The organism is Bacillus sp. 491mf, from assembly GCF_900112415.1.
In the GTDB taxonomy this organism is placed as follows: Bacteria; Bacillota; Bacilli; order Bacillales; family Bacillaceae_G; genus Bacillus_A.
Genome location: NZ_FOLV01000001.1, coordinates 319,264 through 332,934, shown reverse-complemented (window position 1 = coordinate 332,934; position 13,671 = coordinate 319,264). Strand labels below are relative to the sequence as shown.

Genomic DNA, 13,671 nt, shown 5'->3' with positions numbered 1-13,671 from the left:
GAAATTCCTTAGCTTTTTTGCTTATTCTTGTTCTTGTTCTTGTTCTTGTTCTTGTTCTTGTTTTGCTGCTTCTTTTTCCTGCTCTTCTTTAAGCAATACTTTTCGAGATAAGTTTACACGACCTTGTTTATCGATTTCGATAACTTTTACAGAAATCTCATCACCGATTTTCACAACATCTTCTACTTTCCCTACACGTTCAAGCGCTAATTCAGAAACATGAACAAGGCCGTCTTTACCACTGAATAATTCAACGAAAGCACCAAATTTTTCAATTCGTTTTACTTTCCCTAAGTAAATTTCACCTACTTGCACTTCACGAACGATATCTTCGATAATTTTCTTCGCTTTTTCGTTCATCTCTTGATCAATAGATGAAATAAAGACTGTACCATCTTGTTCAATATCAATTTTCACGCCTGTTTCTTCAATAATCTTGTTAATTTGCTTTCCGCTTGGCCCAATAACATCACGGATTTTGTCCGGATTAATTGTCATTGTAACAATCTTTGGAGCATATTGAGATAACTCTTTACGAGGCTCAGCAATAACAGATAACATATGTTCTAAGATGTGCATGCGACCAAGCTTAGCTTGTTGCAATGCCTCTTCTAAAATTTCACGAGATAAACCTTCAATTTTAATATCCATTTGAAGTGCTGTTACACCTTTAGCTGTACCAGCTACTTTAAAGTCCATATCGCCTAAGTGATCTTCCATACCTTGAATATCTGTTAAAATTGTATAGTGTTCACCTGACTTTACAAGTCCCATTGCAATACCAGCAACTGGTGCTTTCAGCGGAACGCCTGCATCCATCATCGCTAAAGTACTACCACAAATACTTGCTTGAGAAGTAGAACCATTTGATTCTAATACTTCTGATACAAGACGAACTGTATATGGGAAATCTTTTTCAGATGGGATAACAGGTTCAAGAGCACGTTCACCTAACGCACCGTGACCAATTTCACGACGACCTGGTCCACGCATTGGTCTTGTTTCACCAACACTAAAGGACGGGAAATTATAATGATGCATGAATCGTTTAGACTCTTCTACACCAAGACCGTCTAAAATTTGCACATCACCTAATGCTCCTAATGTACAAATACTTAATGCTTGTGTTTGTCCACGTGTAAACAAACCAGAACCATGCGTACGAGATAAAATCCCTACCTCTGATGCTAAAGGACGAATTTCATCACCTTTACGTCCATCTGGGCGGATTTTTTCAACTGTAATAAGACGACGTACTTCTTCTTTTACAATTTTATATAAAATCTCATTTACTTGTCCTAATGTTTCAGCATCAGCTTCTTGCGCCTCATAATGCGCTATAACACGCTTTTTCACTGCATTAATTGCATCTTCACGCGCGTGTTTTTCGTGCACTTGAATCGCTGAATGCATATCTTGCTCTGCCATTTCACGTACAACTTGATTAAGATCAGCATCCACTTCATAAAGTTGTACTTCTGTTTTATCTTTACCTACAGCCTGTACAATCTCTTCTTGGAATGCAATCAAACGTTTAATTTCTTCATGACCAAACATAATCGCTTCTAACATCGTTTCTTCAGGCACTTGATCTGCACCAGCTTCTACCATGTTAATCGCATCTTTTGTTCCGGCAACAACAAGGTGAATATCACTCTTCTCTTGTTGTTCAACTGTTGGATTAATAATAAATTCGCCGTCAATACGACCAACTGTCGCACCAGCAATCGGACCTTCAAATGGAATATCTGAAATCGATAATGCTAATGAAGAACCTAGCATAGCCGCCATTTCTGAAGAACAATCTTGATCAACACTCATTACAATGCTGACAACTTGTACTTCATTACGGAAACCTTCAGCAAAAAGAGGGCGAATTGGACGATCAATTAAACGACTCGCTAAAATCGCTTTCTCACTTGGACGACCTTCACGTTTAATAAAGCCACCTGGAATTTTTCCTACTGCATATAAACGCTCTTCATAGTTTACTGTTAGTGGGAAGAAATCTACATTTTTTGCCTCTTTTGATGCAGTTGCTGTAGATAGAACCGCTGTATCGCCATATCTTACTAAAACTGCTCCGTTTGCTTGTTTTGCAAGCTGACCTGCTTCAATTGTTAGCTGACGACCAGCCAAATCTATCGAGAAGACTTGCTTTTCCTGACTCATTTAAGTACCCCTCTCAATTTAAAATATTCAATTCTTCTATGTAAATGAATAATATATCACAATATTCTTCCTCTAGTATTACCGAAAATACAGTAAGCTATCAAGAGTAGAAGATATATTTTTACCTAACAAAAAAGCGGGAATATTCCCGCTTCTTTGACTATCGACGTAATCCAAGCTTTGTGATTAACTCACGGTAGCGAGTGATGTCTTTGTTACGAAGGTAAGTAAGTAAGTTACGACGTTTACCAACCATCTTTAAAAGACCGCGACGTGAATGATGATCTTTCTTGTGAGTACGTAAGTGCTCATTTAGAGTGTTAATTTGCTCTGTTAGGACAGCAACTTGAACCTCTGGAGAACCAGTATCAGTCTCATGAGTTCTAAATTGTGCAATGATTTCATTTTTACGCTCTTGTGTTAAAGCCATCCTATTTCACCTCCTAAGTATTATATCCCCAATTACCTAGCACACGTCGGTGAGTCGTAATGCCAAGCAAAGGTTATTGTAAAGTACATAAGATAGAATACTACTTTTCATTAGAAAAAGCAAGTATATTATTTGCACGGCTAAAATAATCTTCTGCCGTTCTTTTATCTTTTGCAATTTGTGCAACTAACTCATCTATTCCGTTAAACTTTTTTTCTTCACGAATGCGGATGTGCCACTCTACAACAACAGACTCATCATATATATCGCGCTGAAATTCAAATAGATGCACTTCAATAGAAAGCTGCTTTTCATTTTCCTTAAAAGTAGGTTTATATCCGATATTACATACACCTTCATGCCACTCATCATTTACGTTCATTCTAACAGCATACACACCAACAGGCGGCAAAAGATATTCATCACTTAAAGCCACATTAGCTGTTGGAAAGCCAATTTGGCGTCCTCGTTTATCTCCGTGAACAACTATGCCTTCAACTGTATATGGTCTTCCTAAAATAGCTGGGATTCGTTCCATTTCTCCATTACGAATATGCTTTCGTAATAATGTGGAACTTACTTTTTCTTCTTGAAATTCTACTTTTTCAATCACGGTTTGTGTAAACTCCCCTCTTGCATGAAATGGTAAAGTTTCCATCGTCCCTTTTCCTAGACGTCCGTATGAATAGTCAAAACCTGCTACTACATGCTTTACATTTAGCCCAATAATATATTCATCTACAAACTGTTGTGGCAGTAATCCAGCAAATGATTCATCGAATTTCACCACATACAACATATCAATCCCTAAATCTGCAATTACTTTTTCTTTAATAGATAACGGTGTAATATACTCCACATGCGCTTCTTTTTTCCCTAACACAACAGATGGGTGTGGATGAAACGTTATGACAGCACTTTTATATCCTCTTTCATCCGCTATTTTTTTTGCTGTTCGAATCACACGCTGATGCCCTAAATGAATGCCATCAAAAAATCCTAATGCCATTACAGTAGGTGGTAGTTCTATTTTATTTTGTTCGTGTGGATGAGTTAAATGAATAAGTTTCACGCTTGAATTCACCTTTTTCTGTAATAATCCTTCCAATTATCCATTATAGCTGTAATTCTTGATTATTCACAAGTACTTTCATCGGTTTCAACATATCTTGATGCTTTGGATGATGTTCATAAATTGCTAAACAACGCTCATTTTTATCAAAAATTGTGATGTATGGTGCTGTTATTTGTTCTTTATTCGGTAAAAACATACCATTCTTCACTTTTTCTGCTTGTTCCTCACTAACAATTATTTTTGGAAACTTACATAAAGCTTCATCAATTGAAATGAAGATAGATTCCACTGTTCCATTTTGCATGTTTTGCTCAATTTCTTCAAATGATATACAATCTTCTAATTTAAACTCTCCTGATGCTGTTCTTACAAGATCGGACATATGCGCTGGAAACCCAAGCTTTTCCCCAATCATAACTGCTAATGTTCTTACGTATGTTCCTTTACTACAAGTCACACGGAAACGGAAGGAAATTGTCTTCCCTTCAAATAATTCACAATTATCAAGTAAAGTAAATTCATGAATCGTAATTGTACGAACAGGACGCTCTACTTCTTTTCCCGCCCTCGCATATTCGTATAGCTTCTTTCCATTTACTTTTACAGCTGAGTACATCGGTGGTACTTGTTCAATTGTTCCTGTTAAGCCTGCTAATACGGTTTCTACTTCTTCACGCCTAATAACACGATTGACATCTTGCTTTGCAACCACTTCACCTGAAGCATCTTCTGTAGTCGTCGAAAATCCTAGTGTAACTTCGCCTTCGTACGTTTTTGTTTCACTCGTCAAAAATTGTGCAATTTTCGTGGCACGCCCTACGCAAATTGGTAATACTCCTGTCACATCCGGATCTAAAGTTCCTGTATGCCCTATACGTTTCTCCCTTAATATTTTTCTTAATTTAAATACACAATCATGTGATGTCATGCCTTTTGGTTTATGTAATAGTACTACACCTTCCATATATTCACCTCATCGTTATTCTTTTTGTATGTCAAACTTACTCTAGATTGAAAAAATGGATAGACAAATGTCTATCCATTATTCTTCACGTTTACCGTCTTTATTAATTTCATGTAAAAGTGTATCAATTCGATGACCGTATCCAATCGATTCATCAAATTCAAAGGAAATTTCAGGTGTTTTACGAAGACGAATACGTTGTCCAATTTCGGAACGAATAAAGCCTTTTGCCTTCGCTAAACCTTTTAATGTATTTTCTTTCTGTTCTTCGTCTCCTAAAACAGAAATATATACTTTGGCAATCTGTAAATCCCCACTTACTTGCACATCTGTTACCGTCACAAAACCGATACGTGGATCTTTAATCTTGCGACTAATAATTTCGCCTAATTCTTTCTTCATTTGCTCGCCCACGCGATTTGCACGTAGCTTCATAACTAATCACCTCATTCAATACCATTCCAATTGTGTTATCGTACGTTCAATTTCAGGAAATGAATCAATGTAGGCAAGTACACGATCCATTTCTTTTTCGCAGACAACACGATTTGAGGATACGGAAACAATCGCAATTTCTGTACGTTGCCATACATCTTGATGCCCAACTTCTGAAACAGATACATTGTAACGCTGTTTTACACGAGTTAAAACACGCTGTAAAATTGCTCGTTTCTCTTTTAAAGAATGCACATCATAGATTATACATTCGAATGAGAGTGAAGCGATAATCATCGCTTCACTTCTTCCATAATGTACGCCTCAATGATGTCCCCTTCTTTAAGATCATTATATCTTTCAATTGTAATACCACACTCATAGTTTTGGGCAACTTCTTTTACGTCGTCTTTGAAACGTTTTAACGTATCAAGTTGGCCTTCGAAAATAACTACGCCGTCACGAATGATACGCACGCCGCTATCACGTGTAATTTTACCATCTGTTACGTAACAGCCTGCAATTGTTCCAACTTTCGTTACTTTGAACGTTTGACGAACTTCTGCTTGACCAATTACTTTTTCTACGAATTCAGGATCTAGCATACCTTGCATTGCTGCTTCGATCTCTTCAATTACTTTATAAATAATGCGGTGCAAACGAATATCAACGTTTTCTAATTCAGCTGTACGCTTCGCATTAACATCAGGACGTACGTTAAATCCGATTACAATTGCATTAGATGCAGAAGCTAAAATAATATCAGATTCTGTAATTGCACCTACGCCAGTATGGATGATTTTCACTTTTACGCCTTCAACATCAATTTTACGAAGTGATGCTGCCATTGCTTCCACAGAACCTTGTACGTCTGCTTTCACAATCAAGTTAATTTCTTTTACATCGCCTTCTTTAATTTGTTGGAATAAATCTTCAAGGCTTAATTTAGATTTTTCACCGCGCTGTGCAAGCAATGCTTGTTGTGCACGTTCTTCACCGATTTGACGTGCTTTCTTCTCATCGGCAAATGCCATAAAGCGATCTCCCGCTTGTGGTACTTCATTTAAACCTGTAATTTCAACAGGAGTAGACGGACCTGCAACTTTTACACGACGACCAATATCATTTACCATCGCACGAACACGGCCGAATGATGTACCAACAACGATTGGATCTCCTACTCGAAGTGTACCGTTTTGAACAAGTAACGTCGCAATTGTTCCTTTACCTTTATCAAGCTGTGCTTCGATTACTGTACCAGTTGCATAGCGATTTGGATTTGCCTTATATTCTTCTACTTCACTTACAAGAAGAATCATTTCTAACAAGTTGTCAATTCCTTCACCTTTAATAGCTGAGATTGGTACGAAGATTGTATCGCCGCCCCAAGCTTCTGGAACTAACTCATATTCAGTTAACTCTTGCATTACACGGTCCGGATTTGCAGCTGGTTTATCCATTTTATTTACAGCAACAATAATTGGTACTCCAGCTGCTTTCGCGTGGTTAATCGCTTCAACTGTTTGTGGCATAACACCGTCATCAGCTGCTACAACTAGAATTGTAATATCCGTAACTTGCGCACCGCGTGCACGCATTGTTGTAAACGCTGCGTGACCTGGTGTATCTAGGAACGTAATTTTTTTGTCGTTTACTTCAACTTGGTATGCACCAATATGCTGCGTAATTCCGCCTGCTTCACCAGCAGTTACTTTTGAATTACGAATAGAGTCAAGTAATGTTGTTTTACCATGGTCAACGTGTCCCATAATTGTAACGACAGCCGGACGTTCTTTTAAGTTTTCTTCATCGTCTTGCTCGTCTATAAACGTCTCGAATTCTGTTTCACTAACAATTACTTCTTCTTCTACTTCAATACCATAATCACTAGCAATTAACTCAATTGTATCTTTATCTAAATCTTGGTTAATTGTTGCCATGATTCCAAGCATAAAGAGCTTTTTAATAATTTCAGACGGCTCTTTGCTTAATTTTTTTGCAAGTTCAGCTACTGTAAGCGTGCCAGAGAAAGTGATTCTGTCTGGTGTTTCTACTACTTGCGTTTGTTGTCTTCCAGCAAAGTTTTCTTGACGTTTGTCTTGATTTCCTTTGCCTTTTTTCTTATTCTTATTGCTGTTCTTTTTACTGCGAACAACTTTTTCTTCTACTTCAAACTCATCTGCAACAGAAGGTTTTTCTGCTCCGTCATTATATTGATTATCTAACTTGTTTACTACTTCATCATCTAACATCGCCATATGATTAGAAACCTCTATATTCATTTCTTTTAGTTTTGTAATAATATCCTTACTTGAGATATTGTGTTTTTTTGCATATTCATATACTCGAATTTTACTCATACCTTCACCCCCGGTAAGTTGTATCGAGCATGCTAAGCAGCTTTTTAGCAAAGCCGTCATCTAACACCGCTACAACGACTCGTTCTTCTCTCCCAATCGCATGCCCTAATTCTTGTCGATTTTCGACTTTTCTCATTGGTACGTTGTAGAACGTTGTTTTGTCCGTAATGCGCTTTGTTGTATTTGCTGACGCATCTTCAGAAAGCAATACGAGCTTTGCTTTACCACCTCGGACTTCTTTTAAAACAAGCTCTTCACCCGATATAATCTTTCGGGCCCGATTAGCCAGCCCTAAAAACGATTTCCAATTGGACACTTACTTCGACTCCTTCTCAACAAGCTCGATTAGCTCTTCATAAAGAGAGTCATCAATTTTCGCTTTTAGGTGATGTTCCAAAACATTTTTCTTTTTCGCTTGAGAAATACATTCTTTATCTTTTGATAAATATGCACCGCGTCCTGATTGTTTACCTGTTAAATCAATTGACACGACTCCCTCTTTGGAACGAACAATGCGAATGAGCTCGCGTTTTGATTTCATTTCTTGTGTTACCACACATTTTCGTAACGGAACTTTTCGATTGCTCACGTTCATCACCTCTATTCGATTTCATCTTCAGCAGAATCGAATGCGATTATCATATCTTCTTCTGTTAAAAGTCCTAGTTGTTTCGCATCAGACTCGCTTTTAATATCAATTTTCCAATTTGTTAATTTTGCTGCAAGTCGTGCATTTTGCCCACGCTTACCAATTGCTAAGGAAAGTTGATGATCTGGAACAATTACAGTAGTTGCTTTGTCTTCTTCGTTTACAAGCACTTTTACAACTTGTGATGGACTTAGTGCGTTTGCTACATATTCAACCGGATCATTTGACCAGCGAACGATATCAATTTTTTCACCCTTTAGTTCATCTACGATGCGTTGTACACGTTGTCCTTTCGGTCCTACACAAGAACCTACTGGATCTACATCTACATTTTCAGAGTACACAGAGATTTTTGAACGGTCTCCTGCTTCACGTGCTACAGAACGAATTTCTACAGTTCCATCATAAATTTCTGGTACTTCAATTTCAAACAAGCGCTTTAAAAGGCCTGGATGCGTACGTGATACATAAATTTGCGGTCCTTTTGTTGTTTTCTCTACTTTTGTAATGAAAACACGGATGCGATCATGAGGTTTGTACTGTTCATTTGGCATTTGCTCGCTTACTGGTAAAAGTGCTTCTACTTTCCCTAAACTTACATAAATAAAGCGAGCATCTTGGCGTTGTACAATACCAACCATAATGTCTTCTTCACGGTCGCTGAACTCAGAATAAATCACGCCACGTTCAGCTTCACGTACACGCTGTGTTACAACTTGTTTTGCTGTTTGTGCTGCAATACGTCCGAAATCTTTTGGCGTTACTTCAATCTCTAATACGTCGCCCTCTTGATAGTTCGGATTAATATGCCTTGCTTTTTCAACAGAAATTTCAAGACGTGGATCAAATACATTTTCCACTACATCCTTACGTGCTAATACTTGAATTGTACCAACTTCAGGATTGAAGCTAACGCGAACATTTTGCGCTTGGTTGAAATTTCGTTTGTAAGCAGATATTAAAGCTGCTTCAATAGCATCAATAATAATATCTTTGCTAATACCTTTTTCTTGTTCTAATACGAGCAAAGCATCTAACAACTCAGTGCTCATGAAGATCCCCCTTCTTACTAAAACGTAACTGCAAGTCGCGCATTGGCAACTTTATCCATTGGAATTTGGATTTCTTTTTTACGTGTTTTAATTGTTAATAGTAATGTAATTGTTGTTCCATCATATGCAAGTAGTTTTCCTTCAAACATTTTCTCACCATCAATTGGCTCGTATGTTTTAATTGCAACTTGTTTGTCTACTGCTTGGTGGAAATCTTTTTCTTTCTTTAGTGGACGCTCCGCTCCTGGAGAGGATACATCTAAAAAGTAAAGATGAGGAATTGGATCCTCTTTATCTAAAGCTTCACTTAACCGCTCACTTACCGCTCCACATTCCTCAATATCTACTCCTGTATCAGAGTCAATGGACACGCGTAAAAACCAATCTTGTCCTTCTTTCACATACTCTACATCTACAAGCTCAAGACCAAGCTCTTCGACAATTGGCTGCGCAAGTGCTTCAACAACTTCTGTAACTTTCTTATCCATAAACAGCCTCCTTTCTGCCGCCATGTAACAGTTGAAAGACTTCATCCTGCGTACTTTTAACCAATGCAGTTTGTATATTCTTTCTCGTTAGCTAACAAAAGCCCCTGCTAATAAGCAGGGAATATCTGTCTTAGTATTACCAAATTTAAGAAGTAAAACTTGTAACAAAATATGTATATACGACAGAAGCGTCTACGTAAATTTTAGACGCAGAAACGTAGATAGTAAAACGAAAGAGTGGGTTTCCCCACTCTTTTTTTCACAAAATATACACGACATGGTTATCTCGCTATCTAGTATAGCATAGTAACCATTGTTTTGCAAAGACTTTTCCTACCTATTAGAACAACGATAACTGGTTTTGATCTGGTAGATCTCCTAGACAACCCTGGCTATCTAAATACTCAATAATTGTTTTGGAAATCTTACTGCGCTGTTGTAAATCCTCTTTCGATAAAAACTCGCCATTTCCACGTGCTGCTACAATGTTTAATGCAGCATTTGTACCAAGACCAGGTATTGCATTAAACGGTGGAATCAATGTATTCCCATCAATAATAAAATCTGTTGCACTAGAGCGATATAAATCAACTTTTTGGAATGAATAACCACGTTCACACATTTCGAGTGTCATTTCTAATACTGTTAGTAAACTTTTTTCTTTTGGCGAAGCATCTAATCCCTTTTGCGTAATTTCATCAATTTTAGTGCGGATAGTTGCTGAGCCTTTTACCATCGCATCTACATCAAAATCATCAGCCCGAACAGTAAAGTATGCTGCGTAGAATAAGAGCGCAAAATGCACTTTAAAATAGGCAATGCGCACTGCCATGAGTACATATGCTGCCGCATGCGCCTTAGGGAACATATACTTAATCTTTTTACACGAATCAATATACCATCCCGGCACATTATTATTACGCATCTCCTCTTCCCACTCTGGAGGCACACCTTTCCCTTTACGCACAGATTCCATAATTTTAAACGCTAAAGACGGTTCTAAACCTTGGTAAATTAAATACACCATAATATCATCACGACAACCGATTACTTCACTTAATGTACATGTACCATCATAAATGAGTTCATTTGCATTTCCAAGCCATACATCTGTACCGTGAGATAGTCCAGAAATTTGGACAAGCTCTGAGAACGTCGTCGGCTTCGTTTCTTCTAACATTTGGCGAACGAATTTCGTCCCAAATTCTGGAATACCAAGTGTACCTGTTTTACAGTTAATTTGTTCCTCCGTTACGCCAAGTGATTCTGTACCCGAGAAAATTTTCATTACTTCTGGATCATCAGTAGGAATCGTCTTTGGATCCACTCCACTTAAATCTTGAAGCATACGAATCACTGTCGGATCATCGTGTCCGAGTATATCAAGTTTTAACAAGTTATCATGAATAGAATGGAAATCAAAATGTGTCGTTCTCCATTCTGCCTCTAAAGAATCTGCTGGAAATTGAATCGGTGTAAAATCAAAGACATCCATGTAATCTGGCACTACGATAATACCACCTGGATGTTGTCCTGTCGTTCTCTTAACACCAGTACACCCTGCTACAAGGCGGTCTACTTCCGCTCCTCGTATCGTTAAATTATGATCGGAAGCATATCCTTTCACATATCCATACGCGGTCTTTTCGGCAACAGTACCTATTGTTCCAGCACGATATACATTATCTTCACCGAACAGTACTTTCGTATAGTTATGGGCACGTGGTTGGTATTCTCCTGAGAAGTATAGTGATAGGTAAGCATTTGATGTTATCTCCAGCTTTTCCCCCACTCCACACCGTGCATGAGGCTTTCACACTCACACGGCGTTCCATCGTTAACTTAGTCGAAGTTTATAAGCTAAGTTTTGGATTCCCTACTTCCGTTCTCAGCTTATTTAATTTGTTTGAAGCTTTCTTTTCAAACTTGGCTAACATTTTTTTGTAATCTTTATTTGCAAGAGGGTCTTTATTGTGAATTAACATATGATATTTCCTATTAATAATAATCAAGTTATCATATTCATCACTACCGCCTTGAGTTGTTGGCTTGATGTGGTGACAGATAGCATTATGAGGAGTCAATCGTTCCCCTGTAATACCGCAGCACCCTTTTTGAGCAACATATTTACTTAAGCGGTTATTTTCATACAAAACACTTTTCGCTTTATATATTCCTTTACGAAACATTTCGATTTCGCATACAGACACATGCTTTATCTCTTTATGAATTAATGCCCTATCTTTTTCGTCATAAACTGAGAAGTTAGGGTCTCTTTGACCTCGTATATCATGTCGAATTGCTTCAATAGGATAGACCAGTAATCCATTGCTTTTAAACCTTGGACAATTGTAATCTCCATAAAATTTATCAATGACATTGTTCGTTTCCTTTGTATAAACAAAGATGTTTCTAAACATCAATGATTTTATATTCGGATGAACTTTATGCCTTATCTCATTAAAATCTTGAGAAATTCTGGTTGCAATTTTGTAATAATTATGCAAGCCGAGAATGTTGGAGTTAAAGTTCATTACTTTTTCTGGAGTAGAACTTTTTCTTAACTTCACCAATTGATGCCTAATGACACCCAATACTTTATCTTTCGCTTTCGGGTCCATTTTAGAATTTACAATATAACCAGTTTTAGCATTCCCCTTCTGAACTGCTCTAAATCGAATGCCTAAAAAATCTGTACCGTTTTTCCGTAAGTTTGTGATTTTACTTTTTTCTTCACTTATCTCAAGTCCTAATCTTTCCTTGAGCCATCTTTCAACCGCTATTTTAATCTTTCTAGCGTTTTCGTAGGAATTTGTGAAGATTTTAAAATCATCCGCATACCTTACTAGATACATTGGTTTTAACCTTGTCTTTTTAAGTGCATCCGTTTTATTGCGTTTCAATTTATAAGGTACTCTTGTCGGTTTTGTTTCCCATTGGTTTGACACCCACCAGTCAAGTTCATTTAATACAACGTTGGCTAGCAATGGGGATAAAATACCACCTTGAGGAGTCCCTTTAACAGGAATGCCTTCGCCTGTAATTTCCGCCTTCAGCATCTTTTTGATAATGGCTAAAACTCTTTTGTCTCGTATTCCAATTGTCCATAGCTGCCTCATTAACTTTTTATGATTAACGTTATCAAAGAAACCTTTAATATCTATGTCCACTACAAAATGTTGGTGACTGTGATTGACCATATGATAACACCTGGCTAAAGCGTCATGAGTGCTTCGTTTTGGTCGAAAACCATAGCTTTGCGGATGAAACTTCCCTTCAACAATCGGTTCCAAAATTTGTAGGAACATTTGCTGAATTAATCGGTCTTCAATCGTTGGAATTCCTAGAGGTCGCATTTTCCCGTTTGGCTTTGATATAAACACACGTCTTACTGCATGTGGCATGTAGTTTTCCAATCTCTTCTTCGTTAATCTGATTAGCTTGTCAGCATCTATTTTATTAAGATGTTTTATTGTGTGTCCATTTGTACCTTTCGTTTTACTACCAGTGTTGCTTTTTAAATTACGAAAGGCTAATCGAATGTTTTCTTCAGAAACAATCAGCTCATATATGTTTTTGAAATATCGACCCTCGTTACTCTCTTCATAAAGATTATCAAAAGTTGATTGTAAGCCAAAATATTCATTGTTTCTTAATTTTTGAATCATTAAGTCAGCCAACTAATCACTTCCTTATGAAGTTTTCGTTTCTCTTTTGTCATACACGAATCTGACTTTTGTAGGTTTTATTTCGACGTTAACGACTTGTGCCCTTCCCTCTGAAATGTTTTTCCCCTCCGACTTATTGGTTATTCAGTCATCTTCAGCATTTCATTAAGCGGTACTACGGCACTACTGCCACTCTCGTAAAATGTGTTATAGCATCTGCCTTTCCACATACCATCGTCATCGAAGTACAACCTTCTCTTATGTCGAAAGCTTCACACGTTCCACTATTCCTATCTGTACATAATTCCCTTAGGTTCCCCCTAAATTCCGCCAAGCTTGACTGTGCCTGTAACACAGTATGGATTTTCATAACCAAAC

Annotated in this window: 12 protein-coding genes and 1 pseudogene; all 13 read right to left on the bottom strand. The window is 37.6% G+C overall.

Features of this window, described 5'->3' with window-relative positions; all coding sequences use genetic code 11:
- Positions 1-21: 21 nt before the first annotated feature.
- The gene (pnp, locus tag BM211_RS01730; protein WP_090994709.1) at positions 22-2,172 is read right to left on the bottom strand and encodes a polyribonucleotide nucleotidyltransferase; all 2,151 of its coding nucleotides are present in this window, start codon (positions 2,170-2,172) and stop codon (positions 22-24) included.
- Between the two features lie 160 nt (positions 2,173-2,332).
- Positions 2,333-2,602 carry a 30S ribosomal protein S15 gene (gene rpsO, locus BM211_RS01725; RefSeq protein ID WP_035428957.1) on the bottom strand — a complete coding sequence of 90 codons (270 nt, stop codon included), beginning with the start codon at positions 2,600-2,602 and terminating at the stop codon, positions 2,333-2,335.
- 100 nt (positions 2,603-2,702) lie between these two features.
- Positions 2,703-3,674 carry a bifunctional riboflavin kinase/FAD synthetase gene (ribF, locus tag BM211_RS01720; protein ID WP_035428958.1) on the bottom strand — a complete coding sequence of 324 codons (972 nt, stop codon included), beginning with the start codon at positions 3,672-3,674 and terminating at the stop codon, positions 2,703-2,705.
- A 43-nt stretch (positions 3,675-3,717) separates the two neighbouring features.
- Positions 3,718-4,641, bottom strand: a complete 924-nt coding sequence (gene truB, locus BM211_RS01715; protein WP_035428959.1) for a tRNA pseudouridine(55) synthase TruB — start codon at positions 4,639-4,641, stop codon at positions 3,718-3,720.
- A 78-nt stretch (positions 4,642-4,719) separates the two neighbouring features.
- On the bottom strand, positions 4,720-5,076 hold the full coding sequence (gene rbfA, locus BM211_RS01710) for a 30S ribosome-binding factor RbfA (RefSeq protein ID WP_035428960.1): 357 nt from the start codon (positions 5,074-5,076) through the stop codon (positions 4,720-4,722).
- A 15-nt stretch (positions 5,077-5,091) separates the two neighbouring features.
- Positions 5,092-5,373: a DUF503 domain-containing protein gene (locus BM211_RS01705; RefSeq protein ID WP_035428961.1), complete on the bottom strand. Its 282-nt coding sequence runs from the start codon at positions 5,371-5,373 to the stop codon at positions 5,092-5,094.
- The gene (gene infB, locus BM211_RS01700) at positions 5,370-7,436 is read right to left on the bottom strand and encodes a translation initiation factor IF-2 (protein WP_035428962.1); all 2,067 of its coding nucleotides are present in this window, start codon (positions 7,434-7,436) and stop codon (positions 5,370-5,372) included. The genes BM211_RS01705 and infB overlap by 4 nt, the downstream gene beginning before the upstream one ends.
- Positions 7,437-7,440: 4 nt before the next feature.
- A complete protein-coding gene (locus BM211_RS01695; RefSeq protein WP_020059149.1) occupies positions 7,441-7,752 on the bottom strand; it encodes a YlxQ family RNA-binding protein in 312 nt (103 codons plus the stop codon).
- Positions 7,753-8,025, bottom strand: coding sequence for an RNase P modulator RnpM (gene rnpM / locus BM211_RS01690; protein WP_020059150.1), 273 nt, complete (start codon positions 8,023-8,025; stop codon positions 7,753-7,755).
- A gap of 11 nt (positions 8,026-8,036) precedes the next feature.
- Positions 8,037-9,137 carry a transcription termination factor NusA gene (nusA, locus tag BM211_RS01685; protein ID WP_035428964.1) on the bottom strand — a complete coding sequence of 367 codons (1,101 nt, stop codon included), beginning with the start codon at positions 9,135-9,137 and terminating at the stop codon, positions 8,037-8,039.
- A 17-nt stretch (positions 9,138-9,154) separates the two neighbouring features.
- The gene (gene rimP / locus BM211_RS01680) at positions 9,155-9,625 is read right to left on the bottom strand and encodes a ribosome maturation factor RimP (protein ID WP_035428965.1); all 471 of its coding nucleotides are present in this window, start codon (positions 9,623-9,625) and stop codon (positions 9,155-9,157) included.
- Between the two features lie 340 nt (positions 9,626-9,965).
- Positions 9,966-11,381: pseudogene (locus BM211_RS01675) on the bottom strand (PolC-type DNA polymerase III); the annotation flags it as partial.
- A 97-nt stretch (positions 11,382-11,478) separates the two neighbouring features.
- On the bottom strand, positions 11,479-13,305 hold the full coding sequence (ltrA, locus tag BM211_RS01670; protein ID WP_090994706.1) for a group II intron reverse transcriptase/maturase: 1,827 nt from the start codon (positions 13,303-13,305) through the stop codon (positions 11,479-11,481).
- Positions 13,306-13,671 lie beyond the last annotated feature (366 nt).

Bases quoted from the DNA above. Each gene is read 5' to 3' on its own strand.
- rbfA (WP_035428960.1), bottom strand. From the start codon at position 5,076: ATGAAGCTACGTGCAAATCGCGTGGGCGAGCAAATGAAGAAAGAATTA.
- truB (WP_035428959.1), bottom strand. From the start codon at position 4,641: ATGGAAGGTGTAGTACTATTACATAAACCAAAAGGCATGACATCACAT.
- BM211_RS01705 (WP_035428961.1), bottom strand. From the start codon at position 5,373: ATGATTATCGCTTCACTCTCATTCGAATGTATAATCTATGATGTGCAT.
- rpsO (WP_035428957.1), bottom strand. From the start codon at position 2,602: ATGGCTTTAACACAAGAGCGTAAAAATGAAATCATTGCACAATTTAGA.
- rimP (WP_035428965.1), bottom strand. From the start codon at position 9,625: ATGGATAAGAAAGTTACAGAAGTTGTTGAAGCACTTGCGCAGCCAATT.
- infB (WP_035428962.1), bottom strand. From the start codon at position 7,436: ATGAGTAAAATTCGAGTATATGAATATGCAAAAAAACACAATATCTCA.
- nusA (WP_035428964.1), bottom strand. From the start codon at position 9,137: ATGAGCACTGAGTTGTTAGATGCTTTGCTCGTATTAGAACAAGAAAAA.
- pnp (WP_090994709.1), bottom strand. From the start codon at position 2,172: ATGAGTCAGGAAAAGCAAGTCTTCTCGATAGATTTGGCTGGTCGTCAG.